Origin of the sequence: Agromyces rhizosphaerae, from assembly GCF_027925245.1 — a bacterium.
In the GTDB taxonomy this organism is placed as follows: domain Bacteria; phylum Actinomycetota; class Actinomycetes; order Actinomycetales; family Microbacteriaceae; genus Agromyces; species Agromyces rhizosphaerae.
Window position 1 is genome coordinate 3,041,881 of the sequence record NZ_BSDP01000001.1, and the last position, 22,961, is coordinate 3,064,841.

The 22,961-nt window shown below is 73.8% G+C and carries 21 protein-coding genes; 19 read left to right on the forward strand and 2 right to left on the reverse strand.

From position 1 onward, the window contains the following. Position 1 precedes the first annotated feature (1 nt). The 10 genes from QMG39_RS14350 to QMG39_RS14395 all read left to right on the forward strand — a co-directional run bounded on the left by QMG39_RS14350 (position 2) and on the right by QMG39_RS14395 (position 11,632). On the forward strand, positions 2-970 hold the full coding sequence (locus tag QMG39_RS14350; protein ID WP_281886152.1) for an AAA family ATPase: 969 nt from the start codon (positions 2-4) through the stop codon (positions 968-970). Continuing rightward, entirely contained in the window at positions 967-2,256 is a 1,290-nt protein-coding gene (locus QMG39_RS14355) for a DUF58 domain-containing protein (protein ID WP_281886154.1), read from the forward strand. Before QMG39_RS14350 ends, QMG39_RS14355 begins: the two co-directional genes overlap by 4 nt. Continuing rightward, the gene (locus QMG39_RS14360) at positions 2,253-4,652 is read left to right on the forward strand and encodes a transglutaminase-like domain-containing protein (RefSeq protein ID WP_281886156.1); all 2,400 of its coding nucleotides are present in this window, start codon (positions 2,253-2,255) and stop codon (positions 4,650-4,652) included. Before QMG39_RS14355 ends, QMG39_RS14360 begins: the two co-directional genes overlap by 4 nt. A gap of 111 nt (positions 4,653-4,763) precedes the next feature. Beyond that, entirely contained in the window at positions 4,764-6,206 is a 1,443-nt protein-coding gene (gene leuC, locus QMG39_RS14365) for a 3-isopropylmalate dehydratase large subunit (RefSeq protein WP_281886158.1), read from the forward strand. Positions 6,207-6,209: 3 nt separating this feature from the next. After that, on the forward strand, positions 6,210-6,830 hold the full coding sequence (gene leuD / locus QMG39_RS14370) for a 3-isopropylmalate dehydratase small subunit (RefSeq protein WP_281886160.1): 621 nt from the start codon (positions 6,210-6,212) through the stop codon (positions 6,828-6,830). Continuing rightward, a complete protein-coding gene (gene murA, locus QMG39_RS14375) occupies positions 6,827-8,197 on the forward strand; it encodes a UDP-N-acetylglucosamine 1-carboxyvinyltransferase (protein WP_281886162.1) in 1,371 nt (456 codons plus the stop codon). Before leuD ends, murA begins: the two co-directional genes overlap by 4 nt. 45 nt (positions 8,198-8,242) lie before the next feature. After that, a complete protein-coding gene (locus tag QMG39_RS14380; RefSeq protein WP_281886164.1) occupies positions 8,243-9,016 on the forward strand; it encodes a lysophospholipid acyltransferase family protein in 774 nt (257 codons plus the stop codon). Beyond that, positions 9,009-10,151, forward strand: a complete 1,143-nt coding sequence (locus QMG39_RS14385) for an NAD(P)H-dependent glycerol-3-phosphate dehydrogenase (protein WP_281886166.1) — start codon at positions 9,009-9,011, stop codon at positions 10,149-10,151. Before QMG39_RS14380 ends, QMG39_RS14385 begins: the two co-directional genes overlap by 8 nt. Further along, positions 10,051-11,142 (forward strand): D-alanine--D-alanine ligase family protein, encoded by a 1,092-nt coding sequence (locus QMG39_RS14390; protein ID WP_281886168.1) that lies wholly within the window; start codon positions 10,051-10,053, stop codon positions 11,140-11,142. Before QMG39_RS14385 ends, QMG39_RS14390 begins: the two co-directional genes overlap by 101 nt. 61 nt (positions 11,143-11,203) lie before the next feature. Beyond that, a complete protein-coding gene (locus QMG39_RS14395) occupies positions 11,204-11,632 on the forward strand; it encodes a pyridoxamine 5'-phosphate oxidase family protein (RefSeq protein WP_281886170.1) in 429 nt (142 codons plus the stop codon). Between the two features lie 11 nt (positions 11,633-11,643). Here QMG39_RS14395 and QMG39_RS14400 read toward each other — a convergent pair whose 3' ends face one another. Further along, positions 11,644-12,135, reverse strand: a complete 492-nt coding sequence (locus tag QMG39_RS14400) for a DUF3515 family protein (RefSeq protein WP_281886172.1) — start codon at positions 12,133-12,135, stop codon at positions 11,644-11,646. 24 nt (positions 12,136-12,159) lie between these two features. On the opposite strand from QMG39_RS14400, the gene thiL reads away from it, so the two are divergent. Then, a complete protein-coding gene (gene thiL, locus QMG39_RS14405) occupies positions 12,160-13,170 on the forward strand; it encodes a thiamine-phosphate kinase (RefSeq protein ID WP_281886174.1) in 1,011 nt (336 codons plus the stop codon). On the opposite strand, the gene rsmD is transcribed toward thiL, so the two are convergent. After that, complete coding sequence (gene rsmD, locus QMG39_RS14410; RefSeq protein WP_281886176.1) at positions 13,140-13,751, reverse strand: 16S rRNA (guanine(966)-N(2))-methyltransferase RsmD; 612 nt, start codon at positions 13,749-13,751, stop codon at positions 13,140-13,142. The genes thiL and rsmD overlap by 31 nt on opposite strands. A 47-nt stretch (positions 13,752-13,798) precedes the next feature. Here rsmD and QMG39_RS14415 point away from each other — a divergent pair, with 47 nt between their 5' ends. From QMG39_RS14415 to rpmF, 8 genes are read left to right on the forward strand one after another with little or no spacing between them, the layout of a single operon-like run. Continuing rightward, the gene (locus tag QMG39_RS14415) at positions 13,799-14,701 is read left to right on the forward strand and encodes a hypothetical protein (protein WP_281886178.1); all 903 of its coding nucleotides are present in this window, start codon (positions 13,799-13,801) and stop codon (positions 14,699-14,701) included. Further along, on the forward strand, positions 14,698-16,893 hold the full coding sequence (locus tag QMG39_RS14420) for an ATP-dependent DNA helicase RecG (RefSeq protein ID WP_281886180.1): 2,196 nt from the start codon (positions 14,698-14,700) through the stop codon (positions 16,891-16,893). Before QMG39_RS14415 ends, QMG39_RS14420 begins: the two co-directional genes overlap by 4 nt. A gap of 50 nt (positions 16,894-16,943) precedes the next feature. Beyond that, positions 16,944-17,435, forward strand: coding sequence for a pantetheine-phosphate adenylyltransferase (coaD, locus tag QMG39_RS14425; protein ID WP_281886182.1), 492 nt, complete (start codon positions 16,944-16,946; stop codon positions 17,433-17,435). Positions 17,436-17,473: 38 nt separating this feature from the next. Beyond that, positions 17,474-18,448, forward strand: coding sequence for an AAA family ATPase (locus QMG39_RS14430; RefSeq protein WP_281887300.1), 975 nt, complete (start codon positions 17,474-17,476; stop codon positions 18,446-18,448). 4 nt (positions 18,449-18,452) lie between these two features. Next, positions 18,453-19,805: a DUF58 domain-containing protein gene (locus QMG39_RS14435; protein WP_281886184.1), complete on the forward strand. Its 1,353-nt coding sequence runs from the start codon at positions 18,453-18,455 to the stop codon at positions 19,803-19,805. After that, complete coding sequence (locus QMG39_RS14440) at positions 19,795-22,128, forward strand: transglutaminase TgpA family protein (RefSeq protein ID WP_281886186.1); 2,334 nt, start codon at positions 19,795-19,797, stop codon at positions 22,126-22,128. The genes QMG39_RS14435 and QMG39_RS14440 overlap by 11 nt, the downstream gene beginning before the upstream one ends. Before the next feature lie 11 nt (positions 22,129-22,139). Then, positions 22,140-22,703, forward strand: coding sequence for a YceD family protein (locus QMG39_RS14445; protein WP_281886188.1), 564 nt, complete (start codon positions 22,140-22,142; stop codon positions 22,701-22,703). Between the two features lie 9 nt (positions 22,704-22,712). Beyond that, positions 22,713-22,916: a 50S ribosomal protein L32 gene (gene rpmF, locus QMG39_RS14450; protein ID WP_281886190.1), complete on the forward strand. Its 204-nt coding sequence runs from the start codon at positions 22,713-22,715 to the stop codon at positions 22,914-22,916. The last annotated feature ends 45 nt before the right edge of the window (positions 22,917-22,961 follow it).

Below are 22,961 nucleotides of genomic sequence, written 5' to 3' on the forward strand. Positions count from 1 at the left end.
CATGACCGTCACGCAGGAACAGGCCGACTGGTTCCACGACGCCTTCACCCGGCTCGTCGGCAACGTCGATCGCGCGATCCTCGGCAAGCGCGACGTGATCCGCCTCGTCGTGACCGCCATGCTCACCGAGGGGCACGTGCTGCTCGAGGACGTGCCGGGCACCGGCAAGACGCAGCTCGCCAAGGCGCTGGCGAACACGCTCGACGGCTCGAACTCGCGCATCCAGTTCACCCCCGACCTGCTGCCGTCCGACGTCACGGGCGTCACCATCTACGACCAGCACCAGGGGGCGTTCGAGTTCCACCGCGGGCCGATCTTCGCCTCGGTCGTGCTCGCCGACGAGATCAACCGCGCGAGCCCGAAGACCCAGTCGGCGCTGCTCGAAGTCATGGAGGAGGGCCGGGTCACGGTCGACGGCGTCGCGCACGACGTGGGCAGCCCGTTCATGGTGATCGCGACCCAGAACCCGGTCGAGCAGGCGGGCACGTACACCCTGCCCGAGGCGCAGCTCGATCGCTTCCTCGTCAAGACCTCGCTCGGCTACCCCGACCACGACACCGCGCTCGCGCTGCTCGTCGACTCGTCGAACCGCTCGCGCTCGGCGGGCGTCGCGCCGATCATCGCGGCCGAGTCGATCACCGCGATGGCGCAGCTCGCGGCCGACGTGCACGTCGACCCGTCGGTGCTCGACTACCTCAACCGCATCGTGGCCGCGACCCGGGAGCACCCCGACACGACCCTCGGCGTCTCGATGCGCGGCGCGCTGGCGCTCGCGCGCGCCGTCAAGACGTGGGCGATCTCGCAGGGCCGCACCTACGCCACGCCCGACGACGTGCGCGAGCTCGCCGAGCCCGTGCTCGCGCACCGCGTCATCGTCGACCCCGAGTCGGCGTTCCGCGGCGTGACGGCCGCGCAGGTGGTCGGCGGCTGCGTCGCGGAGATCGACCCGCCCGCGTACCGCGCGGCATGACGACCGTCGAACCGGGCCCGCCGACGCGTCGCGACTCGGGCTGGACGAGCGCCGCCCGTGGCCTCCGCAACGGCGTCGCCAACGCGTCCCGCATCGCCGGCGCGGGCTTGGTGCGCATGGGCGGCGCGATCGCGCCCGTGACCGGCGTCGTCACGCCCTTCGGCCGGATCGCGCTCGCGTCGGCGGCGGGCGCCCTCGTGCTCGCCGGCGTCCTCGGCTGGATCGAGTTCCTCTTCCTCGGCGCCACGCTCCTGGCGGCCGTCGTGCTCGCGTGCCTCACCCTGTTCGGTCGCGCGCAGTACCGCGTCGAGATCGGGCTGGAGCCCGCCCGCGTGGTCGCGGGGGAGCGGGCGATGGGGCGGATGCTGGTGACGAACGCCGCCCCGCGCCGGTCGGCGCCCACGCGCATGGAGCTGCCCGTGGGCGCGGGCGTGGCCGAGTTCCGCGTGCCGTCCCTCGATCCCGGCGGCGGGCGGGAGGAGCTCTTCGCCGTGCCGACCGCACGGCGCGCGGTCATCCCGGCCGGGCCCGCACTCTCGGTGCGCGGCGACCAGCTCGGGCTGCTGCGCCGCACCGTGCGCTGGACGGAGGTCATCGAGCTGTTCGTGCACCCGGTGACCGCGCGGCTCCAGCCGTCGGCGGCGGGGCTCGTTCGCGACCTCGAGGGCGAGGTCACGCCCGTCGTGACCGACAACGACATCTCGTTCCACGCGCTGCGCGCGTACGAGCCCGGCGACCCGCTGCGCAACGTGCACTGGCGCACGACCGCGCGCACGGGCACGCTCATGGTGCGGCAGTTCGAGGAGACGCGCCGCAGCGAGCTCGTGATCGTGCAGTCGACGGATGCCGCGCACTACGCGTCCGACGACGAGTTCGAGCTCGCCGTGTCGATCACGGCCTCGCTCGCCGTGCAGGTGCTGCAGGACGGCACGACCATGCACGCCGTCACCGACGCGCTGCGCCTGCGCACCGCGACCCCGACGGCGCTGCTCGACGACTGCGCGCGCATCGAGCCCGTCGCGGGGGTGCACCCGAGCCTCCGCGAACTCGCCCGCGCGCAGACCTCGCGGCTCGCGGCGCCGAGCGTCGTGCTGCTGGTCGCGGGCTCGATGCTGCCGGTCGCGGAGTTCCGCGGCGTCCAGCGGCTCTTCGGGGCCGACACGCGCGTGCTCGCGTTCCGTGCCGAGCACGGTGCGCGACCGGGCATCCGATCGGCGGGGTTGCCGGTCGCGACCGTGGGTCGGCTCGACGAGCTGCCCCCGATCGTGCGGAGCGTGCGCGGATGACCGCCGGGCGTCGTCCCACCGCCGCGACGGCGGCCGACGTGGTCGTGCCGCTCGTGCTCGCCGCCCTCGGCGTGGTCGGGTTCGCGACCGCGTTCGGCGGCGCGGGATACCTGCTGGCCGGGCTCGGCGGGCTCGTCGTGGGAGCGGGCGCGGGCGTGCTCGCGACCCGGCTCCGGCTCTCGCTGCTGCCGGCCGTGCTCGCGGGCGTGCTGGCGTACCTGGTGCTCGGCAGCGCCCTCGCGATGCCCGATCGCGCGCTGTGGTCGGTGCTCCCGACCCCCGAGACGCTCGCGGGGCTCGTGCTCGGCGCGGTGTGGGGCTGGGCCGACGTGCTGACCCTGCGGGCACCGGTGGAGGCGCCCGCGTACCTCACGGTCGTGCCGTACTTCGCCGGCTGGCTCGTCGGGCTCGCGACCGCCCTGCTCGCGACCCGATGGCTGCCCGGGCGCGGCACGGCGGCCCGCCGCGCCGTGCTCCTCGTCGGCCCGGTGCTGCTCCTGCTCGCTGCCGTGCTGCTCGGCACCGGCGAGTCGTTCCTGGGTCCGCTGCGCGGCGTGCTCTTCGCGGCGCTCGCGCTGGCCTGGCTGGGGTGGCGGCGGCGCGATCCCGCGGCGACGGACCCGGCGGCGGATGCCGCGGGCACGCGCATGCTCGCGCGTTCGCGCATGGGCGGGGCCGCCGTGCTCGTGGCGGGCGCCGTCACCGCCGGGGCCCTCGCCGCGACGGCGCTCGTGCCCGCACAGCCCGATCGCGTCGTCGTGCGCGACCTCGTCGCGCCGCCGTTCGACCCGCTCGACGCCCCGAGCCCGCTCGCGGGCTTCCGCGCGTACACCAAGGACCTCGCCGAGACGACGCTCTTCACGGTCGCGGGGCTGCGCGAGGGCGAGCGCCTGCGCCTCGCCGCGCTCGACGCGTACGACGGCCGGCTCTGGAACGCCGCCGGCCCGGAGGACACCGCGGGCGCCGGCGGATTCGCGCTCGTCGGCGCCGAGCTGCCCGAGCCGGCGCTCGGCGAGTTCGCCGCCGAGACCCGGGCGCTGCGCGTGGAGGTCCGGGCGTACGACGACGTCTGGCTGCCGTCGGTCGCCGCGCCGGAGCGGCTCGAGCTCGACGGGGCGATCGCCGATCGCGGCGACGACCTCCGCTACGACCCGGCGTCGGCGACCGCGGTGCTCATCGGAGGCGTCGCCGAGGGTGACCGGTACCTGCTCGAGGTGCACGAGCCCGTGCTGCCGTCGGACGAGGAGCTCGCCGACGTGCCGGTCGCCGCGGTGCCGCTCGCGCCCGTGGAGTCCGTGCCCGACGTGCTCGTCGCACGCGCCGAGCAGTACGCGGGCGACGAGGCCGCGCCCATCGACCGGCTGCGCGCGATCGAGACCGGCCTGCGCACCGACGGATTCCTCAGCCACGGGCTCGCCTCCGACGCGGTCGCCTCGCGCGCGGGGCACGGCGCCGACCGCATGGTCGACCTGTTCACGAGATCGCAGATGGTCGGCGACGAGGAGCAGTACGCCTCGGCCATGGCCCTCATGGCCCGGCACCTCGGCTACCCGGCGCGGGTCGTGATGGGGTTCGCGCCCGAAGGGGGCGCCGAGGGCGCCGTCGTCGAGGTGACGGGCGCGGACGTCACCGCCTGGGTCGAGGTGGCCTTCGACGGCGTCGGCTGGGTGCCGTTCCTCCCCACTCCCGACGACACCGACGTGCCGCAGGAGCAGGCGCCCCGGCCCGCAGCGGAGCCGCAGCCGCAGGTGCGCCAGCCCCCGCGCGCCGAGGAGCGCGAGGAGGACCTGCTCAGCACCGTCGAGATCGACGACACCGAGGACGAGGAGCGCGAGGACCCGCTCGTGGTGCCGGCATGGGCCTGGATCGTCGCGGGCGTCGTCGGCGTGCCGCTGCTCCTGCTGCTCGGCCCGCTCGTCGTGGTCGCGCTGCTGAAGGCCCTGCGGCGCCGCCGGCGGCGCCGCCACCCGCTCGGCGACCGCCGAGCGGCCGGCGCATGGGACGAGGTCGCCGACGGCTACGCCGAGCTGGGCTACGACGTCCGCCGGCGGGCGACCCGGCGCCAGATCGCGCACGACCTCGAGCGGCAGGTGCGCGAGCAGGCCGGCGCTGACCCGCGCACCGACGCTCGAGGCCGCCCCGTGGCATCCGCCGGGCTGTCGCCCATCGCCTCCGACGTCGACGCCGCCGTGTTCTCCGGTGCCGACATCGACGACGCGCGGGTGCGCGCGCTCTGGGCGCAGGCCGATCGCCACCTCGACGACGCGCGGCGGGCCTCCGGCCGGTCCCGTCGACTGCTGAGCCGCTACCGCATCCGCTCCCGTCGCGACTGGAGCCGCGTCGCGGCCGGTGAACACGCCCCGGCGGTCGCGCCCGGGCGCGGTGCTAGCCTGTAGTCGTGCAGCACGTTCGGCTCCTCCTTCGTTGCCGCGACGGGTCCTCGTCCTAGGCCTTCCCCGTCGCGGAGTCCATCGTCGGCTGATCACCCCCATCGAGGAAGACCATTCATGACCGCAGCACCCCCCACCGAGTCGCGCCCGCGCACCCTCGCCGAGAAGGTCTGGGCATCGCACCTCGTCGCCCAGGGTGACGAGGGCTCGCCCGACCTGATCTACATCGACCTGCACCTCGTGCACGAGGTCACCAGCCCGCAGGCCTTCGACGGCCTGCGCATGGCCGGCCGCCCGGTGCGCCGCCCCGACCTCACCATCGCGACCGAGGACCACAACACCCCGACCATCGGCATCGACAAGCCGATCGCCGACCTCACCAGCCGCACCCAGATCGAGACCCTGCGGAAGAACGCGAAGGAGTTCGGCATCCGCCTGCACTCGCTCGGCGACGTCGAACAGGGCATCGTGCACGTCGTCGGCCCGCAGCTCGGGCTCACCATGCCCGGCATCACCGTCGTCTGCGGCGACTCGCACACCTCGACGCACGGCGCGTTCGGCGCGATGGCGTTCGGAATCGGCACGAGCGAGGTCGAGCACGTGCTCGCCACCCAGACCCTGCCGCTCAAGCCCTTCAAGACGATGGCGATCAACGTCGAGGGCACGCTCCGGCCGGGCGTCACGGCGAAGGACATCATCCTCGCGGTGATCGCGAAGATCGGCACCGGCGGCGGCCAGGGCTACGTGCTCGAGTACCGCGGCAGCGCGATCCGCGCACTGTCGATGGACGGCCGCATGACCATCTGCAACATGTCGATCGAGGCCGGTGCGCGCGCCGGCATGGTCGCGCCCGACCAGACCACGTTCGACTACCTCGAGGGGCGTGCGCACGCCCCGCAGGGCGAGGACTGGAACGCCGCGGTCGAGTACTGGAAGACGCTGCCGACCGACGAGGGCGCCGAGTTCGACGCCGAGGTCTTCATCGACGCCGACGCGCTCGAGCCGTTCGTCACCTGGGGCACGAACCCGGGCCAGGGCGTGTCGCTGAGCGAGCGGGTGCCCGACCCCGACTCCATCGCGGACCAGCACGACCGTGCCGCGGCCGAGCGCGCCCTGCAGTACATGGACCTCGAGGCGGGAACGCCGCTGAAGGAGATCGCGGTCGACGCCGTGTTCATGGGCTCGTGCACGAACAGCCGCATCGAGGACCTGCGCGCGTTCGCCTCGATCATCGAGGGCCGGAAGAAGGCCGACGGCGTGCGCGTCATGGTCGTGCCCGGCTCCGCACGCGTGCGGCTCGAGGCCGAGGCCGAGGGCCTCGACAAGGTCTTCACCGACTTCGGCGCCGAGTGGCGCTTCGCCGGCTGCTCGATGTGCCTGGGCATGAACCCCGACCAGCTCGCGCCGGGCGAGCGCTGCGCGTCCACGTCGAACCGCAACTTCGAGGGCCGCCAGGGCAAGGGCGGCCGCACCCACCTGGTCTCGCCGCTGGTCGCGGCCGCGACCGCCGTGCGCGGCACGCTGTCGAGCCCGTGGGACCTCGAGCAGGAAGGGGCCTAGGCCATGGAGAAGTTCGACACCGTGATCGGCACGGGCGTCCCGCTGCGACGCTCGAACGTCGACACCGACCAGATCATCCCCGCCGTCTACCTCAAGCGGGTCACCAAGACCGGCTTCGACGACGCGCTCTTCGCCGAGTGGCGCAAGGACCCCGAGTTCGTGCTGCACCACCCGCACTACAAGGAGGGCAGCGTGCTCGTCGCCGGCCCCGACTTCGGCACGGGCTCCAGCCGCGAGCACGCCGTCTGGGCGCTGCGCGACTACGGCTTCAAGGTCGTCATCTCCTCGCGCTTCGGCGACATCTTCCGCGGCAACTCCGGCAAGCAGGGCCTGCTCGCCGCGCAGGTCGCGTACGAGGACATCGAGCGCATCTGGGAGGCCATCGAGGCCGAGCCGGGAATACCGGTGACCGTCGACCTCGTTGCCCGTACGGTGAGCGTCGCCGACCTCACCGTGCCGTTCGACATCGACGACTACACTCGGTGGCGTCTCCTCGAGGGGCTCGACGACATCTCGTTGACCCTCCGGGACGAGGGGGCCATCGCCCGGTTCGAGGAGACTCGGCCGGCATGGAAGCCGAAGACGCTCCCCGCCAGGGAGCCGGCAGGATCAGGAACACCGTGAACACTCTCGTGGACGACGCAAAGCAGCACGGATCGGCGGTCGGCCTCACGGGCGACCGCATCGAGATCGAGGGCGGCAAGCCGCTGCGCGGGCGGATCGAGCTCAAGGGCGCGAAGAACCTCGTCACCAAGGCGATGGTCGCGGCCATCCTGGGCGACACGCCCAGCCACCTCCGGAACGTGCCCGACATCTCCGACGTGCGCATCGTGCGCGGGCTGCTCGAGGTGCACGGGGTCCGGGTCCGCGAGTCCGAGGACGGCGACGGGCTGCTGCTCGACCCGGCCGAGGTCGAGTCGGCGCACTTCGCCGACATCGACGCGCACGCCGGCTCCAGCCGCATCCCGATCCTGTTCTGCGGGCCGCTGCTGCACCGCCTCGGCGAGGCGTTCATCCCCGACCTCGGCGGCTGCCGCATCGGCGACCGGCCGATCGACTACCACCTCGAGGTGCTGCGCAACTTCGGCGCGCTCGTGGAGAAGCTCCCGAGCGGCATCCGCATGTCGGCGCCCGAGGGGCTGCGCGGCGCGAAGGTGGCACTGCCGTACCCGAGCGTGGGCGCGACCGAGCAGGTGCTGCTCACCGCGGTGCGCGCCGACGGCATCACCGAGCTCTCGGGCGCCGCGATCGAGCCCGAGATCATGGACCTCATCAACATCCTGCAGAAGATGGGCGCCATCATCTCGGTCGACACCGACCGGGTCATCCGCATCGAGGGCGTCGAGAAGCTCGAGGGGTACACGCATCGCGCGCTCTTCGACCGCAACGAGGCCGCCAGCTGGGCCGCCGCCGCGCTCGCGACCGAGGGCGACATCGTCGTCGGCGGCGCCCGCCAGTCGGAGATGCTCACCTTCCTCAACGTCTTCCGCAAGGTCGGCGGCGCCTTCGAGATCCAGGACGACGGCATCCGGTTCTACCACCCGGGCGGCGAGCTGAAGCCCGCGATCATCGAGACCGACGTCCACCCCGGGTTCATGACCGACTGGCAGCAGCCGCTCGTCGTCGCCCTGACCAAGGCGAACGGCGTGTCGATCGTGCACGAGACCGTGTACGAGCAGCGCTTCGGCTTCGTCGACGCGCTGGTCGACATGGGAGCCTCGATCGAGGTGCACCGCGAGTGCCTCGGCGGCCTCCGCTGCCGCTTCGGCCAGCGGAACTTCCGCCACTCCGCGGTCATCTCCGGCCCGTCGCACCTGCATGGTGCCGACATCGAGGTGCCCGACCTGCGCGGCGGCTTCAGCCACCTCATCGCGGCCCTGACCGCGGAGGGCCGATCGACGGTCAGCAACGTGGGCATCATCGCCCGCGGGTACGAGGACTTCATCGGCAAGCTGCGCAAGCTGGGGGCGGACTTCACGCTGCTCGCGTAGGTCCCCGATACCGGGGCGGCATGCGTCGTCAGCCATAATGGGTCGGTGCAACAGCAAGCGTCGTCCCCAGCGCCCCGCGCGAAGCAGCGATCGGAGCGCAGCAGGCCCTCGTTCTTCTGGCTGCTCGCCGGGCTCCTCCTGCCGCCCATGTCGGCCATGATCCGGCTGCGGTTCCACGGCGAGAAGCTCCCGGCCCAGGGCGCGTTCGTGCTCGCGCCGAACCACTACAGCGAGATCGATCCGGTCGTGATGGGCGTCGCCACCTGGCACCTCGGGCGCCTGCCCCGGTTCCTCGCGAAGGCGTCGCTGTTCCGCGTGCCCGTGGTCGGCTGGTTCCTGCGCACCTCGGGCCAGATCCCGGTGGAGCGCGCCGGCTCCCGCAGCCACACGGCGCTGCGGGCCGCCCAGGAGCTCGTCGCCAAGGGACGCATGGTCGTCGTCTACCCGGAGGGCTCGCTCACGCGCGACCCTGAGCTCTGGCCCATGCGCGGCAAGACGGGCGCGGTGCGCATCGCGCTCGAGCAGGACATCCCGCTGATCCCGGTGGCGCACTGGGGCACCCAGGAGCTCATGCCGCGCTACGGGAAGAAGCTGCATCCGTTCCCGCGGAAGACCATCGACGTGGCGGTCGGGAAGCCGATCGACCTGTCGGCGTTCGCCGGCGGCACGCCCGACCAGGCGAAGCTCGCCGCGGCCACCGCGGTCGTCATGGACGAGATCGCCGAGCTGCTCGCGGGCCTCCGCGACGAGCCGGCGCCGCTCGAGCGCTGGGACCCGACCAAGCAGGGACAGACCGAGACGGGGCGCTTCGATGGCTAGGGAACGACGCGGCTTCCGGCACCGCACCCGGGTCGCCGTGCTCGGCGCGGGCAACTGGGGCACGACCTTCGCGAAGATCCTCGCCGACGGCGGGGCCGACGTCATGCTCTGGGCCAGGCGATCCGAGCTGGCCGCCGAGATCCAGCACGAGCACCGCAACTCGGCCTACCTGCCGGGCGTCGACCTGCCGCACTCGCTGCGTGCGACCTCGCGGCTCGACCTCGCGCTGGCCGGCGCCGAGCACGTCTTCGTTTCGGTGCCCAGCCAGGCGCTGCGCGAGAACCTGATCGCCGCGGCGCCCCACCTCGGCAGCCGGGCCACGGTGGTGTCGCTCATGAAGGGCGTCGAGAAGTCGACCGGCCTGCGCATGAGCGAGGTGATCAGCGACGTGCTGCGCCTGCCGCCCGAGCAGATCGCGGTCATCTCGGGCCCGAACCTCGCCCTCGAGATCGCCAAGGAGCAGCCGACCGCCGCGGTCGTCTCGTCGCAGAGCCTCGAGACGGCCCAGGCCGTCGCCCGCATCGCGACCAACCGCTACTTCCGCTCGTTCGTCAACACCGACGTCGTGGGCACCGAGTTCGGCGGCGTGCTGAAGAACCTCATCGCCGTGGCGATCGGCATCGTCGACGGCGTCGGCTACGGCGAGAACACGAAGGCGTCGATCATCACGCGCGGCCTCGTCGAGATGACCGACTTCGCCGTGGCATCCGGCGCCCAGGCCGAGACCCTCTCGGGCCTCGCGGGCCTCGGCGACCTCATCGCCACCTGTCAGTCGCCACTTTCCCGAAACAATACGGCCGGTAGGCTCCTCGGGCAGGGGTATCGGCTCGCCGACGTGGTCAAGCAGATGCAGCAGACCACCGAGGGTCTCGCCTCGGTCGGGCCGGTGCTCGAACTCGCCGCCGCGCGCGGCGTGGAGATGCCGATCGTCGAGCAGGTCCGCCAGGTGCTGGCGGGCGAGCTCGAGCCGAAGGACATCGCGCCGCACCTCACGACCGACCCCGACGACGACCCGAAGGGCGAAAGGAACACGCATGGACAGGCGCAGGGTGGCGGTGCTCTTCGGAGGACGTTCCAGCGAGCACTCGATCAGCTGCGCGACGGCGGGAGGCGTGCTCCGGGCGATCGACCGTGACCGCTACGACGTGATCCCCGTCGGGATCACCCGCGAGGGCGCGTTCGTGCTCGAGGCGGACGATCCGGAGCGGTTCGCACTCGACCCCGCCCACCTGCCGGAGGTCGTCGACAACGGCACCCGCGTGCACTGGCCCGAGAGCACCGCCTCTCGGGAGCTCACGGTGACGGATGCCTCGGGCACCCGCTCGCTCGGCGACGTCGACGTCGTATTCCCGATCCTGCATGGGCGATTCGGCGAGGACGGCACCGTGCAGAGCCTGATCGAGCTCGCGGGCCTGCCCTACGTGGGCAACGGCGTGCTCGCGTCGGCGATCGCCATGGACAAGCACGTCGCGAAGACCGTGCTCGAGGGCGCCGGCATCCCCGTCGCGCCGTGGGTCACCGTCACGCGACGCGCGCTCGACGCGAACCGCGACCTCTGGGAGCGCCGCATCCGCGCGCTCGGGCTGCCGGTGTTCGTCAAGCCCGCGCGCGCGGGCTCGTCGGTGGGCGTCACGAAGGTCTCCGACTGGTCGGGGCTCGACGACGCGCTCGAGGTCGCGTTCGCCGAGGACCGCAGCGTGCTGGTCGAGGGCGCCATGGAGGGCCGCGAGATCGAGTGCGGCGTGCTGGAGGGCCGCGGCGGTGCGGCGACGCGCGTCAGCGTCGCCGGCGAGATCGTCGTGACGGGCCGCGAGTTCTACGACTTCGAGGCGAAGTACCTCGACGCGCCGGGGATCGACCTGGTCTGCCCGGCCGACCTCGGCGACGGCGAGCTCGACGAGCTGCATCGGGTCGCGCTGCGCGCGTTCGAGGCCATCGGCGGGGAGGGCCTCGCACGCGTCGACGTCTTCCTCACCGGCGAGGGATACGTGGTCAACGAGGTGAACACGATGCCCGGCTTCACGCCGATCTCGATGTTCCCGACGTGCTGGCAGCACACCGGCCTGACCTACGGCGAGCTCATCACCGAGCTCGTCGAGACGGGTGCCGAGCGGGGTCCGCGCTGACCCGTCCCCAACACGCGCGAGCGGCTCGACCGCGCTCGCGCGGGCGTGCCAAGATGAAGGTATGGCCGACATTGGACCGATCGTCGAACTGAGCAGCGAGGAGTGCTGGGCGCTCCTGGTCGAGAACGAGCTGGGACGATTGGCGGTGTCGATCGGCGATCAGCCCGAGATCTTCCCCGTGAACTACGCGGCGTCCGACGGCGGCATCCTGATCCGCACCGCCGAGGGCACGAAGCTCTTCGGGGTGACCGTCAACCACAAGGTCGCCTTCGAGATCGACGACCGCAGCGAGCGCGAGGGCTGGAGCGTGGTCGTGAAGGGCCACGCGCGCACCCTCGAGCACGAGGACGAGATCGCCGCGGCGGAGCAGGAGCCGCTGAAGCCGTGGATCCCGACCGTGAAGCGCAACTTCGTGCGCATCGAGATCGACGAGGTGACCGGGCGGCGGGTCAGGTTCGGCGCGGAGCCCGAGCCCGACTACACCGAGTGACGGCCTGTCGCCTACTCCTCGAGCAGTTCGTCGGCCCCGACGCATCCGCCCTCCGCGGGCACGGATGATACGGCGAGGGCCAGGTCCGCGAGCGCGGTCGTGCCCGACGCGAGGTCGGAGTCGACGATGACCTCGGTGGCCGGCACCCGGCCGTAGGTCGTGAAGACGTAGTTCGGCGCGTCGGCGTCGTCGATGATCCAGTCGACGCCGTTCACGTCGACGCACTCGAGCGTGGTCGGCGCGGGCGGCTCGACGCCGCAGCGCAGCAGCACGGCCGCGGGGTCGCCCCACGCGCCGGTGCCCTGCGCGTCGGTCGGGCGCTGCGGCTGGCCCGCGACCTCGTCGGGGAGGCGCACGACGATGTCGGCGCAGCCCACCTCGATGGCGTCGGCGGCGGGCTCCAGTGCGACCGTGCGGGTGCAGCCGGCGAGCGCGAGTGCGAGGGGCGCGGCGACGAGCACGGCGACGGCGGCGCGAGCGGGCCCGGCGGGGGAGTGATGCATCACCGATCAGGCTACCGTGAGTGCATGGCCACCAGCTCCGAGCCCCGCTCCGACGCGGGCGGCCGCGACTCCATCGGCAGCCTCGCCGAGTCGGCCGTGCTGGGTCGGATCGTCTCCCGGCTCCCCGCGGTCCCCGGGGCCGAGGTGGGCCCCGGCGACGACGCCGCGGTCGTCGCGAGCCCGGACGGCCGGTTCGTGGTCACGACCGACCTCATGGTGCACGGACCCGACTTCCGGCTGGCCTGGTCGCGGCCCGACGACCTCGGCTGGAAGGCCGCCGCGACGAACCTCTCCGACGTCGCCGCGATGGGCGCACGGCCCACGGCGCTCGTCGTCGCGCTCGCCGCGCCCGCCGGCACCGACGTCGCCGTGCTGGAGGGCATCGCCGACGGGTTGCGCGAGGCGTGTGCGGCGCTCGCGCCGTCGTGCGGCGTCGTCGGCGGAGACCTCTCGGTCTCGCGCACGCTGACGATCGCGGTCACCGCGTTCGGCGACCTCGCCGCGCGCGCACCCGTGCTGCGGTCCGGGGCGCGGCCCGGGGACGTGATCGCGCATGCGGGACGGCGCGGCGACGCGGCACGCGGTCTCGCGCTGCTGTTCGCGAAGGCGGTCGACGACGAGGGGGAGCCCGATCGCGCGCGTGCGGAGGCGGTGCGCGCGGCCCACGCCGACCTGGTCGAGGCGCAGCTGCGCCCGCACCCGCCCGTGGCCGCGGGCGTCGCGGCCGCGATCGCCGGGGCGAGCGCGATGCTCGACGTCTCCGACGGGTTGGCGCGGGACGCCGCCCGCATCGCGTCGGCGAGCGCGGTCAACCTCGACTTCGACTCGGCGGCGCTCGGCGCGGCGGACGGCCCGGTCGTCTACGGCGCGGAGGATCACGGGCTGCTCGCGACGTTCCCCGCGGGTGCCGCGATCCCCGACGGATTCGACGTGATCGGCCGGGTCGCCCACGGCGACGGGGTGTCGGTGGACGGCCGGCCGATCGAGCCGGTCGGCTGGGACCCCTACGAGGACTGGGACGGCGGTACCGGCTGAGGTCCGGCCTCGCCCGTGGCATCCGCCCACCACACCGTGGTCTCGCCGTAGTCCTTGCGCCGGGCCGGCGCGATGCCGTCGGGCCAGCGCGGCTCCGGGCTGCGGGCGCTCCGCTCGACGACGACGGTCGCGTCGGCCGCCAGGAGCGGGACGAGCGCCTCGAGGTCGGCCGCGAGGTCGGCCTCGCCGAGCTCGTAGGGCGGGTCGGAGAAGACGAGGTCGTAGCCGCCGGCGCCGTCGTGCTCGAGGTGGCTCCGCACCGCGCGCGTGACCACGTCGATGCGCGGCGGGCGCCGATCGTGCGCGGCGCGCAGCAGCGCGTCGGCGTTCCGGCGGCAGACGGATGCGGCCTGCCGGTTGCGCTCGACCAGCACGACGGCCGCCGCGCCCCGGCTCGCCGCCTCGAGCCCCAGGGCCCCGGAGCCGGCGTAGAGGTCGAGCACGCGGGCGTCGTCGAGTGCGTCCCGCGACTCGAGCGCCGAGAAGATCGCCTCGCGCACGCGGTCGCTCGTCGGGCGGGTGCCCGAGCGGGGGACCGCGAGGGTCAGTGAGCCGGCGAACCCGGCGACGATGCGCGTCATCGCCGCGAGCTTACCGATCGGGGCCTGGGCGCTGCCATGATGGAAGGGTGGACGGTGAGACCGCGCGCATCCGCGCCGCAGACCAGCAACTGCTCGATGCGATGTGGGACTTCGCCGCTCCCGAGGTGTCGGAGGAGCGGTTCCGCGACGCGTCCGACGACGACTCGTTCGACGCGCATCACCGAGCGGTGATGGCGACCCAGCTCGCGCGCGCCCTCGGCCTGCAGTCGAAGTTCGAGGAGGCGGACGCGGTGCTCGACGCGCTCGAGCAGACCGGGGCCGAGCCCGCCGCGGGCGCGCACTCGGCTCCCGCGAGCGAGACCGCGCCGGGGGACGAGCCAGCCGCCGAGCCCGCCGAGCCGGCCGTGTCCGCAGCGCCCGAGGGCGAGCCGGACGACGCGGCGGCCCGAGAGCGCGACGCCGGCGAGGTCCGCGCGCGCATCGAGCTCGAGCGCGGCCGCATCCTCGTCACCCGCGGCGCGCCCGCCGACGGCGTGGCGCACTTCACTCGCGCCGTGCGCGAGGCGGCGACGGCCGACGTGCCGTTCGTCGTGCTCGACGCGCTGCACATGCTCGCCCTCGCCGACCGCGGGCACGAGCGCGAGTGGGCGGAGGAGGGCCTCGCGCTCATCGACCGCAGCACCGACCGGCGCCTGAAGCGCTGGGGCGTCGCGCTGCACAACAACCTGGGCTGGACCCTGCACGAGTCCGGCGACGCGGCCGGGGCGCTGGAGCAGTTCGAGGCCGCCCTGTCGTTCGCGAACGAGCACGGCTCCGCCGAGCAGCGCCACGTCGCACGCTGGGCCGTCGGGCGCTGCCTGCGCACGCTCGGCCGCGACGACGAGGCGCTCGCGATCCAGCGGGAGCTCGCCGAGCAGCGCCCCGACGATCAGTTCGTGCAGGACGAGATCGCGGCGCTCACCGGGACGGAGCCGCAGGCCGGCGAATGAGCGCAGCGGATGCCGCGGGGCGCGCCGGTCTCGACACGAAGCTCGACGGGCTGCTCGGCGGGCGGACCTCCGGCGCCCTGAAGCGCGCGTTCGGCCACGTGACCGCGGGCGACCTGCTGGGTCACTACCCCCGCCGGTACGCCCGCCGCGGCGAGCTCACCGCGCTGGCGGAGCTGCCGCTGGACGAGAACGTGACGATCGTGGCCGAGGTGCTCGAGGTGCGCGAGCGGAGCATGCGCCAGCGCCGCGGCAGCATCGTCGAGGCGACGATCTCCGACGGCACGGGCATCCTCACGCTCACCTTCTTCAACCAGAAGTGGCGCGCCGCGGAACTGGTGCCGGGCGCCCGCGGGGTGTTCGCGGGCAAGGTCACCTCGTATCGCGGGGCGCGCCAGCTCGCGCATCCCGACTACGAGCTCTTCGAGGCCGCGGGCGACGACCCGGACGCGCGCCGGTGGGCCGAGACGCCGATCCCGATCTACCCCGCCACGTCGACGATCGCGAGCTGGCAGGTCGCGAAGGCGGTCGGCCTCGTGCTCGACGCCCTCGGCCCGGTCGACGACCCGGTTCCCGACGCGGTGCGCGCGTCGCGCGGCTTGGTCGGCTACCGCGAGGCCCTCGAGGGGGTGCACCGCCCGGAGCGCGAGAAGGACTGGTCGCGCGCCCGCGCAGCCCTCCGGTTCCAGGAGGCGTTCGTGCTGCAGGCGGCACTGCTCGGGCGGCGCGCCGAGCGGCGGGCCCGTGCGACCCTGCCGCGCGAGGCGCGACCGGGCGGCCTGCTCGAGCGCTTCGACGCCGCACTCCCGTTCTCGCTGACCGGCGACCAGCGCGCGGTCGGCGACGAGGTCGCGACCGACCTCGGCTCGGGCGTGCCGATGAACCGCCTCGTCCAGGGCGAGGTGGGCTCGGGCAAGACCCTGGTCGCGCTCCGCGCGATGCTCGCGGTCGCCGAGTCGGGCGGCCAGACGGCGATGCTCGCACCGACCGAGGTGCTCGCGGCCCAGCACCTGCGCTCGATCTCGCGGGCGCTCGGCCCCGACCTGTCGGCCGAGCTCATGCCGACGCTCGTGACCGGCCAGCTCCCCGCCGCCGAGCGCAAGCGCGCGCTGCTGCGGGCGGCGTCCGGCCAGGCCCGCATCGTCGTCGGCACCCACGCACTGCTCGGCGACCAGGTGACCTTCGCCGACCTCGGGCTCGTCGTGGTCGACGAGCAGCACCGGTTCGGCGTCGACCAGCGCGAGGCGCTCCGCGTGAAGGGCCAGGAGCCGCCCCACGTGCTGGTGCTCACGGCGACGCCCATCCCGCGGACCGTCGCGATGACGGTGTTCGGCGACCTCGACGTGAGCACCATCCGGGAGCTGCCCACGGGACGCCCGGGCATCGAGTCCTTCGTCGTGCCGCTCGCCGACCGTCCGGCGTGGTTCGGGCGCGTCTGGGCGCGCGTGGCCGAGGAGGTCGCGAAGGGCCACCGCGCGTTCGTGGTCTGCCCGGCGATCGAGGCGAAGCAGGTCGAGGAGGCCGACGCGGAGGAGGTGGACGTGGAGGTCGCCGAGGCCGCGGACGGCGCCCCGCCCGCGCCCCTCGCCTCGGTGCTCGACGTCGTGGCGCGCCTGGCCGAGGCGCCCGAGATGGCGGGCCTGCGCATCGCGCCGCTGCACGGGCGGATGTCGAGCGACGAGAAGGACGCGGCCATGCGGTCGTTCGCGGCGGGGGAACTCGACGTGCTCGTGGCCACCACCGTCATCGAGGTCGGCGTGGACGTGCCCGACGCGTCGACGATGGTCGTGCTCGACGCGGAGCGGTTCGGCGTGTCGCAGCTGCACCAGCTGCGCGGCCGGGTGGGCCGGGGGAGCGTGCCGGGACTCTGCCTGCTCGTCACCAACGCGCCCGAGGGCACCGTCGCCCGCGAGCGGGTCGACGCGGTCGCGGCGACGACCGACGGGTTCGAACTCGCCCGGGTCGACCTCGAGCTCCGGCAGGAGGGCGACGTGCTCGGCAGCAGCCAGTCGGGCCGGCGTTCGTCGCTGAAGCTGCTCCGGGTCGCGCGCGACGGCGACCTGATCGTCGCCGCCCGCGAGCTCGCGCGGGGCGTCCTCGACGAGGACCCGGTGCTCGCCTCCCACCCGGCCCTGGTCGCCGCGGTGCGCCGCCGCCTCGACGAGGAGGAGTCGCAGTTCCTGAGCAAGGCCTGAGACTGTCCACCGGCCCCTCGGTGCGGGTCCGTGCGCATTAGTGTGGGTGCATGCGCAGGATCGCCGTCGTCCCCGGGTCGTTCGATCCCATCACGCTCGGGCACCTCGACGTGATCTCCCGTGCCGCAGGACTGTGGGACGAGGTGCACGTGGTCGTGGTGCACAACCCCGACAAGTCCGCGCTGCTGCCGATCGCGCAGCGCGTGTCGCTGCTCGAGCGCGCCATCGCCGACGCGCGCATCGACGGCGAGGTCGTCGTGGCGTCCTGGAGCATGGGGCTGCTCGTCGACTACTGCACCGACGTCGGGGCATCCGTGCTGGTCAAGGGCATCCGCTCGCAGGTCGACGTGGCGTACGAGACGCCCATGGCGATCGTGAACCGCGACCTCGCCGCGGTCGAGACGGTGTTCCTCCTGCCCGACCCGGCGAACGCCCACGTGTCGAGCTCGCTCGTGCGCCAGGTCTCCGCGCTCGGCGGCGACGTGGCGCCGTACGTGCCGCCGGTCGTGGCAGAGTACCTGCAGGGGGCGAAGACGCCATGAGCAGCGACGGGATGCACGCGACCGTGACCGGCACGCCGATGCCGGGCGACTCGGTCGGTGCGTCCGCGCAGCGCATCGTCGCGAACGTCGAGTCGGTCATCGACGGCAAGCACGACGCCGTCACGCACGCCCTGACCGTGCTGCTCGCCGAGGGGCACCTGCTCATCGAGGACGTCCCCGGCGTCGGCAAGACCGTGCTCGCGAAGGCGCTCGCGCGCTCGGTCGACTGCAGCGTCAGCCGCATCCAGTTCACCCCCGACCTCCTGCCGTCCGACGTCACGGGCGTGTCGGTGTTCGACCAGTCGAGCCGTCAGTTCGCGTTCAAGCCGGGCCCGGTGTTCGCCAACATCGTGATCGGCGACGAGATCAACCGTGCGAGCCCGAAGACCCAGTCGGCGCTGCTCGAGTGCATGGAGGAGCACCAGGTCACCGTCGACGGCGTGACCTACCCGCTGCCGGAGCCGTTCACCGTCGTCGCGACCCAGAACCCGATCGAGATGGAGGGCACCTACGCCCTCCCCGAGGCGCAGCGCGACCGCTTCATGGCGCGCATCTCGATGGGCTACCCCGACCGCGCGAGCGAGCTCGAGATGCTCGGCACGCGGGAGACCTCGAGCCCGCTCGACGCCGTCGAGGCGGTGGTGTCGGATGCCGAGCTGCGCGCGATGATCGTCGCGGTGCGGAACGTGTTCGTGTCGATGCCCGTCAAGGAGTACGCGGTGGCGATCGTGCGCGCGACCCGCGACGACCGCGAGCTGCGTCTCGGCGCGAGCCCGCGCGCGACGCTGCAGCTCGTGCGCGCGGCCAAGGCGCGCGCGGCGATGCACGGCCGCGAGTTCGCGCTGCCCGACGACGTCGACGCGCTGGCCGCGCCCGTCCTCGGGCACCGGCTGGTGCCGACGAGCCGGGCCCTGGGCCAGCACCACAACGACGGCGACCTGCTCATCGCGGAGATCGTCGACCGCATCGTGCGGGCGACGCCCGTTCCCCTCGGGGCGGCCGCGGGGCGGTGAACCCATGACGGGCGGTGTCGGATCACGCCTGGCCGAGTGGCCCAGGCCGACCCGCCGCGGTGCCGCCCTCATCGCCGTCGGCGCCATCGTCTTCGTCAACGCGCTCGTGCTCGACCGGCGCGACTTCATCCTCCTCGGGCTCATCGGCATCGCCGTGCCGCTGGTGGCCATGGGCTTCACTGCGTGGCGCATCCCGCGGCTCGACGTCGTGCGCAGCTTCGTTCCCGGCGTCGTCGCCGCGGGCGGCACGACGACGGCGTCCGCGGTCGTGCGCAATCGCGGCCGGCGCACGCTCGACGGCGCCAGGTGGCGCGACACGGCGCACCGGCTGGAGACCCCGGCGGAGTCGGTGCTGCCGTCACTCGGCCGCTGGGAGGGCGGACCGCCGGGCGGCGGCGACACGGTGCGGCTCGAGTACACCCTCCGGCTGCCGCGCCGCGGCGTGTTCACCGCCGGCCCGCTGCAGGTCTCGCTGTCCGACCCGTTCGGCCTCGCCCGCATCGAGCGCGGCTACGGGCGCACCCACGACCTGATCGCCACCCCCAGGGTCACCGCCCTGGGCGCGTCGGCGAACGGCCCGGCGAGCCTCGACGGCGTGCTCCTCGAACTGCAGCGCCAGTCGCACCCGAACGCCGACGAGCTCATCGCGCGCGAGTACCGCCACGGCGACCCGCTGCGGCGAGTGAACTGGCCGGCGACGGCCCGGCACGGCGAGATCATGGTGCGCCAGGAGGAGCAGCGCAGCGATCCCGACGCGCGGCTCATCATCGACACGGCGCTGCACGGACGTGGCCGCACCTCGTTCGCGACCGGCGACGACCGGTACCACCATCCGTTCGAGCTCGGCGTCGAGCTCGCGGCATCCGTCGGCGTCCACCTGCTGCGCGGCGGGTTCCGCCTCACGGTGTCGGAGACGGGCGCGAGCCAGCTCGAACCGGGACCGCGCCGTCGGGCCGGCGGGCTGTTCGGCGACGCCCCCGTCGAGTACCAGGGCGGGGTCGGCGAGCGGGCCTTCCTCGAGGGGCTCGCGCACCTGGCGACCCCGGGCGCCCGGGGCGGCGGCACGACCGACTCCGCCGGTGCGCCGCACGACGACCCGCGAGGGGCGACCGGTCGTGCACGCCGGCCCGCGTTCGCGGTGCTGGTGGACATCGCCCCGGCCGAGGCGGAGGCGCTGGCGGCCCTGCGTCCGGCCTTCGAGCCCGCCGTCGCCTTCGTGCAGGAGAGCGTGCGGCGCACCCTGGTCGCCGACCTCGAGGAGTCCGGCTGGCGCTGCGTCCCCGTCCGCACCGCGCAGGACATCGCGGAGGCCTGGCACTCGCTCCCGGCCGATCGGGGGAGCTCGGATGCACGGTGACTCCCCGCCGCTCACGCTGTCGCAGACGGCCGCGCTCATCGGCGCCGCGTTCGCCCTGACCGCGGTCGCGCTCACGTCGCTCGGCCCGCTGCTCGCGGGTTCGGCCTGGTGGTGGCTCTGCGCCATCGTCGCCGGCGCCGTGTTCGTCTCGGGTCTCGCGCTGCGGGCGCTCCGCACCCCGGCATCGGCCGTGCCGGTGCTCGAGCTCGTCGTGCTCGTGGCCGTGCTCACCGCGTTCTTCGGCGGGGGCACCGCGATCGCGGGCGTGCTGCCGACCGGCGCGACCTTCGCGCACTTCGGGGAGCTCGCCGCGGCGGGCCAGACGTCCATCGTGCAGCAGTCCACGCCCGCGATCGCCGTCCCCGGCATCCTGTTCGTGCTGGCGCTCGCGACCGGGCTCGTGGCGGTGGTGGTCGACATCGTCGTGGTCTCCCTGCGGGTGGCCGCCCTCGCCGCGCTGCCCGCGCTGCTCCCGCTGGCCGTGCCGGGGTTCATCGTGGAGGGCGGCACCGACTTCTGGACGGTGCTGCTGACCGGCGCGATGTACCTCCTGCTGCTGCGGGTCGACGTCGCCGTGCGGCGCCGTGGCGAGCTCGCGATCGAGCCCGAGGGCGACACCGCGCCCCGGGTCACCCCGCCGCGCCGCACGCCCGCGAGCTCGACCGTCGGGGCGACGCTCGGGCTCGCCGGGGTCGGCCTGCTCACCGCGGCGGTCCTCGCCCAGGCGACCCCCAGCATCACGAACCCGTACCTGTTCGGCACCGGCGACCGCGGCCCGCTGTTCTCGCGCGGCGTCAACCCGTTCATCGACCTCGGCGAGGACCTGCGGCGCCCGGATCCGGTGCCCGCGTTCCACTACTCGGGCACGGGGCGCGAACGGCCGTACTTCACGCTGCTCACGCTCGACCGCTTCGAGGGCGACGTCTGGGTGGCGTCCGAGGCGCCGCTGCAGGAGGAGCAGACCGTCGACGCGTTCGCCTCCCCGCCGGGACTCGACCTGGGCGTGGCGCGGAGCCTCGCGCGCACGACCGTGGTGGTCGACGACGTCATCACCACCTGGCTGCCCGTGCCCTACCCGGCGCGGTCGATCCAGGGCCTGCGCGGCTCCTGGTTCTGGGACGCCGAGTCGTTCGCGGTCGCGAGCGCCGACGACGACACGCGCGCGCAGCGCTACGTGGTGACCCACCTCGACCTCGACCCCACGCCCGAGCAGCTCCGGGCCGCCAGCCGTGCGGTTCCCGAGGAGCTCGCGAGCTTCGTGGAACTGCCCGGGGGAGTGCCCGACGTGATCGGCGAGACGACGGCCGAGGTCACCGCGTCGGCCGGTTCCCCGTACGACGCGGCCGTGCTCATCCAGCGGTTCCTGCGCGGCTCCGCGTTCTCGTACTCCACCGAGGCGCCCGTCGAGCAGGGCTTCGAGGGCGGCGGGTTCGACGTGATCGCCGAGTTCCTCGACGTGCGCGAGGGCTACTGCGTGCACTTCGCGTCGACGATGGCGGTGATGGCGCGCGAGGCGGGCATCCCGTCGCGCATCTCGCTCGGGTACACGGCGGGGTCCCGGGGCACGGGCACCCTCGCGGGCGAGGCGCGGTACGACGTCGACACGCACGACCTGCACGCGTGGCCGGAGCTGTACTTCGAGGGCATCGGCTGGATGCCGTTCGAGCCCACGCCCGGGCGCGGCACGGTGCCCGAGTACTCGCGCGTCTCGGTGCTCGCCGACCCCGGCGCGACGCGCGCCCCCGCTCCCGAGAGCCAGGCGCCGGCGACCGATGGCGGGCCCGTGATCCCGGAGGACCAGGCCGGGGGCACCGCGGCGGGGGCCGACGCCGATGCCGGGGCACCGCTCGCGAGGCTCGGAATGGTGGCGCTCGCGATCGGGCTCGTGCTCGCGGTGCCGGGCGTCGCGCGCCGGATGGTGCGCGCCTGGCGACGGCGCCGGGCATGGGACGGACCGGATGCCCCCGTCTCGGCGTGGGCCGAGATCGAGGCGGCCGCGATCGACATCGGGGACCCGCCGACCCCGTTCGAGTCCCCGCGCTCGTTCGCGGCGCGGCTCGCAGAGCGCGACGGGGTCGCCGGCGACTCGGAGGCCCGTGCGGCGCTCGAGCGCGTGCTCGCCGGCGTGGAGCGGCATCGCTACGGACCGCGGCCGGCACCGCCACCCGACCATCCCCTCACGCAGGACCTCGACCTCGTCGTGCACGCGCTCGAGCGCGGGCTGCAGCCGGCCGAGCGGTTCCGCGCGATCGCGGTGCCGGTGTCGCTCGCACGCCCGCGCGAATCGGGCGTGCAGGGCCGGCCGCGGTCCGCGGGCGCGTAGAATCGGGCCTCGTGGCATCCGCGACCAGTCCCTACCGCATCGACATCCGCGACCTCATCGGTCGGCCCGGCCAGATGCGGGAGCAGCACATCGAGGCGTCCGTCCCCGAGGCGCTCGGGGAGGGTCTCGTGTCCGTCGGCGAGGGCGATCCGATCGGGATCGACCTCCGGCTGGAGTCCGTGCACGAGGGCATCCTGGCCTCCGCGGAGGTCGATGCGACGGCCACCGGACAGTGCGGACGGTGCCTGCGCGACATCTCCCTGCCGGTCGAAGTCGAGTTCCAGGAGCTTTTCGCGTATCATTCCGGTGAAGCTTTCGAGTATGAGGTTCAAGACGACCACGTGGATCTTGAACCGCTCATCCGCGATGCGGTGGTCCTGGCACTGCCCTTCCAGCCGGTGTGCCGGCCGGATTGCCCGGGTCTCGACCCAGAGACCGGGCTCCGGCTGGAGGAACACCCGGAACTCGCCGCGAGAGAACACCGCGACCCGCGGTGGGACGCGCTCGCGGACTTCGAGGCTTCCACGGACCCTGGCTCGGACACGTCCTCCGACGCCGACCAGCAGAGAGATTGAGAGAGAGTCATGGCTGTTCCCAAGCGGAAGAAGTCGCGCGCCAACACCCACGCACGCCGCTCGCAGTGGAAGGCGCAGGCCCCTGCGCTCGTGAAGACCGTCGAGAACGGCAAGGTCACCTACAGCCTCCCGCACCGCGCGAAGGTCGTGGAGGACTCGGCCGGTACGCCGCTGTTCCTGGAGTACAAGGGCCGCAAGGTCGCCGACGTCTGATCGGCTCCCCGACGCTGACGATCGACCGGTGGTGACGGAGCGGAG

Excerpts from the sequence above, each read along its gene's own strand:
- QMG39_RS14430 (WP_281887300.1), top strand. The coding sequence starts at position 17,474 with ATGCCGGGCGACTCGGTCGGTGCGTCCGCGCAGCGCATCGTCGCGAAC.
- QMG39_RS14440 (WP_281886186.1), top strand. The coding sequence starts at position 19,795 with ATGCACGGTGACTCCCCGCCGCTCACGCTGTCGCAGACGGCCGCGCTC.
- coaD (WP_281886182.1), top strand. The coding sequence starts at position 16,944 with ATGCGCAGGATCGCCGTCGTCCCCGGGTCGTTCGATCCCATCACGCTC.
- QMG39_RS14400 (WP_281886172.1), bottom strand. The coding sequence starts at position 12,135 with ATGCATCACTCCCCCGCCGGGCCCGCTCGCGCCGCCGTCGCCGTGCTC.
- QMG39_RS14360 (WP_281886156.1), top strand. The coding sequence starts at position 2,253 with ATGACCGCCGGGCGTCGTCCCACCGCCGCGACGGCGGCCGACGTGGTC.
- leuD (WP_281886160.1), top strand. The coding sequence starts at position 6,210 with ATGGAGAAGTTCGACACCGTGATCGGCACGGGCGTCCCGCTGCGACGC.
- QMG39_RS14390 (WP_281886168.1), top strand. The coding sequence starts at position 10,051 with ATGGACAGGCGCAGGGTGGCGGTGCTCTTCGGAGGACGTTCCAGCGAG.
- thiL (WP_281886174.1), top strand. The coding sequence starts at position 12,160 with ATGGCCACCAGCTCCGAGCCCCGCTCCGACGCGGGCGGCCGCGACTCC.
- leuC (WP_281886158.1), top strand. The coding sequence starts at position 4,764 with ATGACCGCAGCACCCCCCACCGAGTCGCGCCCGCGCACCCTCGCCGAG.
- rpmF (WP_281886190.1), top strand. The coding sequence starts at position 22,713 with ATGGCTGTTCCCAAGCGGAAGAAGTCGCGCGCCAACACCCACGCACGC.
- QMG39_RS14385 (WP_281886166.1), top strand. The coding sequence starts at position 9,009 with ATGGCTAGGGAACGACGCGGCTTCCGGCACCGCACCCGGGTCGCCGTG.
- QMG39_RS14395 (WP_281886170.1), top strand. The coding sequence starts at position 11,204 with ATGGCCGACATTGGACCGATCGTCGAACTGAGCAGCGAGGAGTGCTGG.
- QMG39_RS14355 (WP_281886154.1), top strand. The coding sequence starts at position 967 with ATGACGACCGTCGAACCGGGCCCGCCGACGCGTCGCGACTCGGGCTGG.
- QMG39_RS14420 (WP_281886180.1), top strand. The coding sequence starts at position 14,698 with ATGAGCGCAGCGGATGCCGCGGGGCGCGCCGGTCTCGACACGAAGCTC.
- rsmD (WP_281886176.1), bottom strand. The coding sequence starts at position 13,751 with ATGACGCGCATCGTCGCCGGGTTCGCCGGCTCACTGACCCTCGCGGTC.
- QMG39_RS14350 (WP_281886152.1), top strand. The coding sequence starts at position 2 with ATGACCGTCACGCAGGAACAGGCCGACTGGTTCCACGACGCCTTCACC.
- QMG39_RS14435 (WP_281886184.1), top strand. The coding sequence starts at position 18,453 with ATGACGGGCGGTGTCGGATCACGCCTGGCCGAGTGGCCCAGGCCGACC.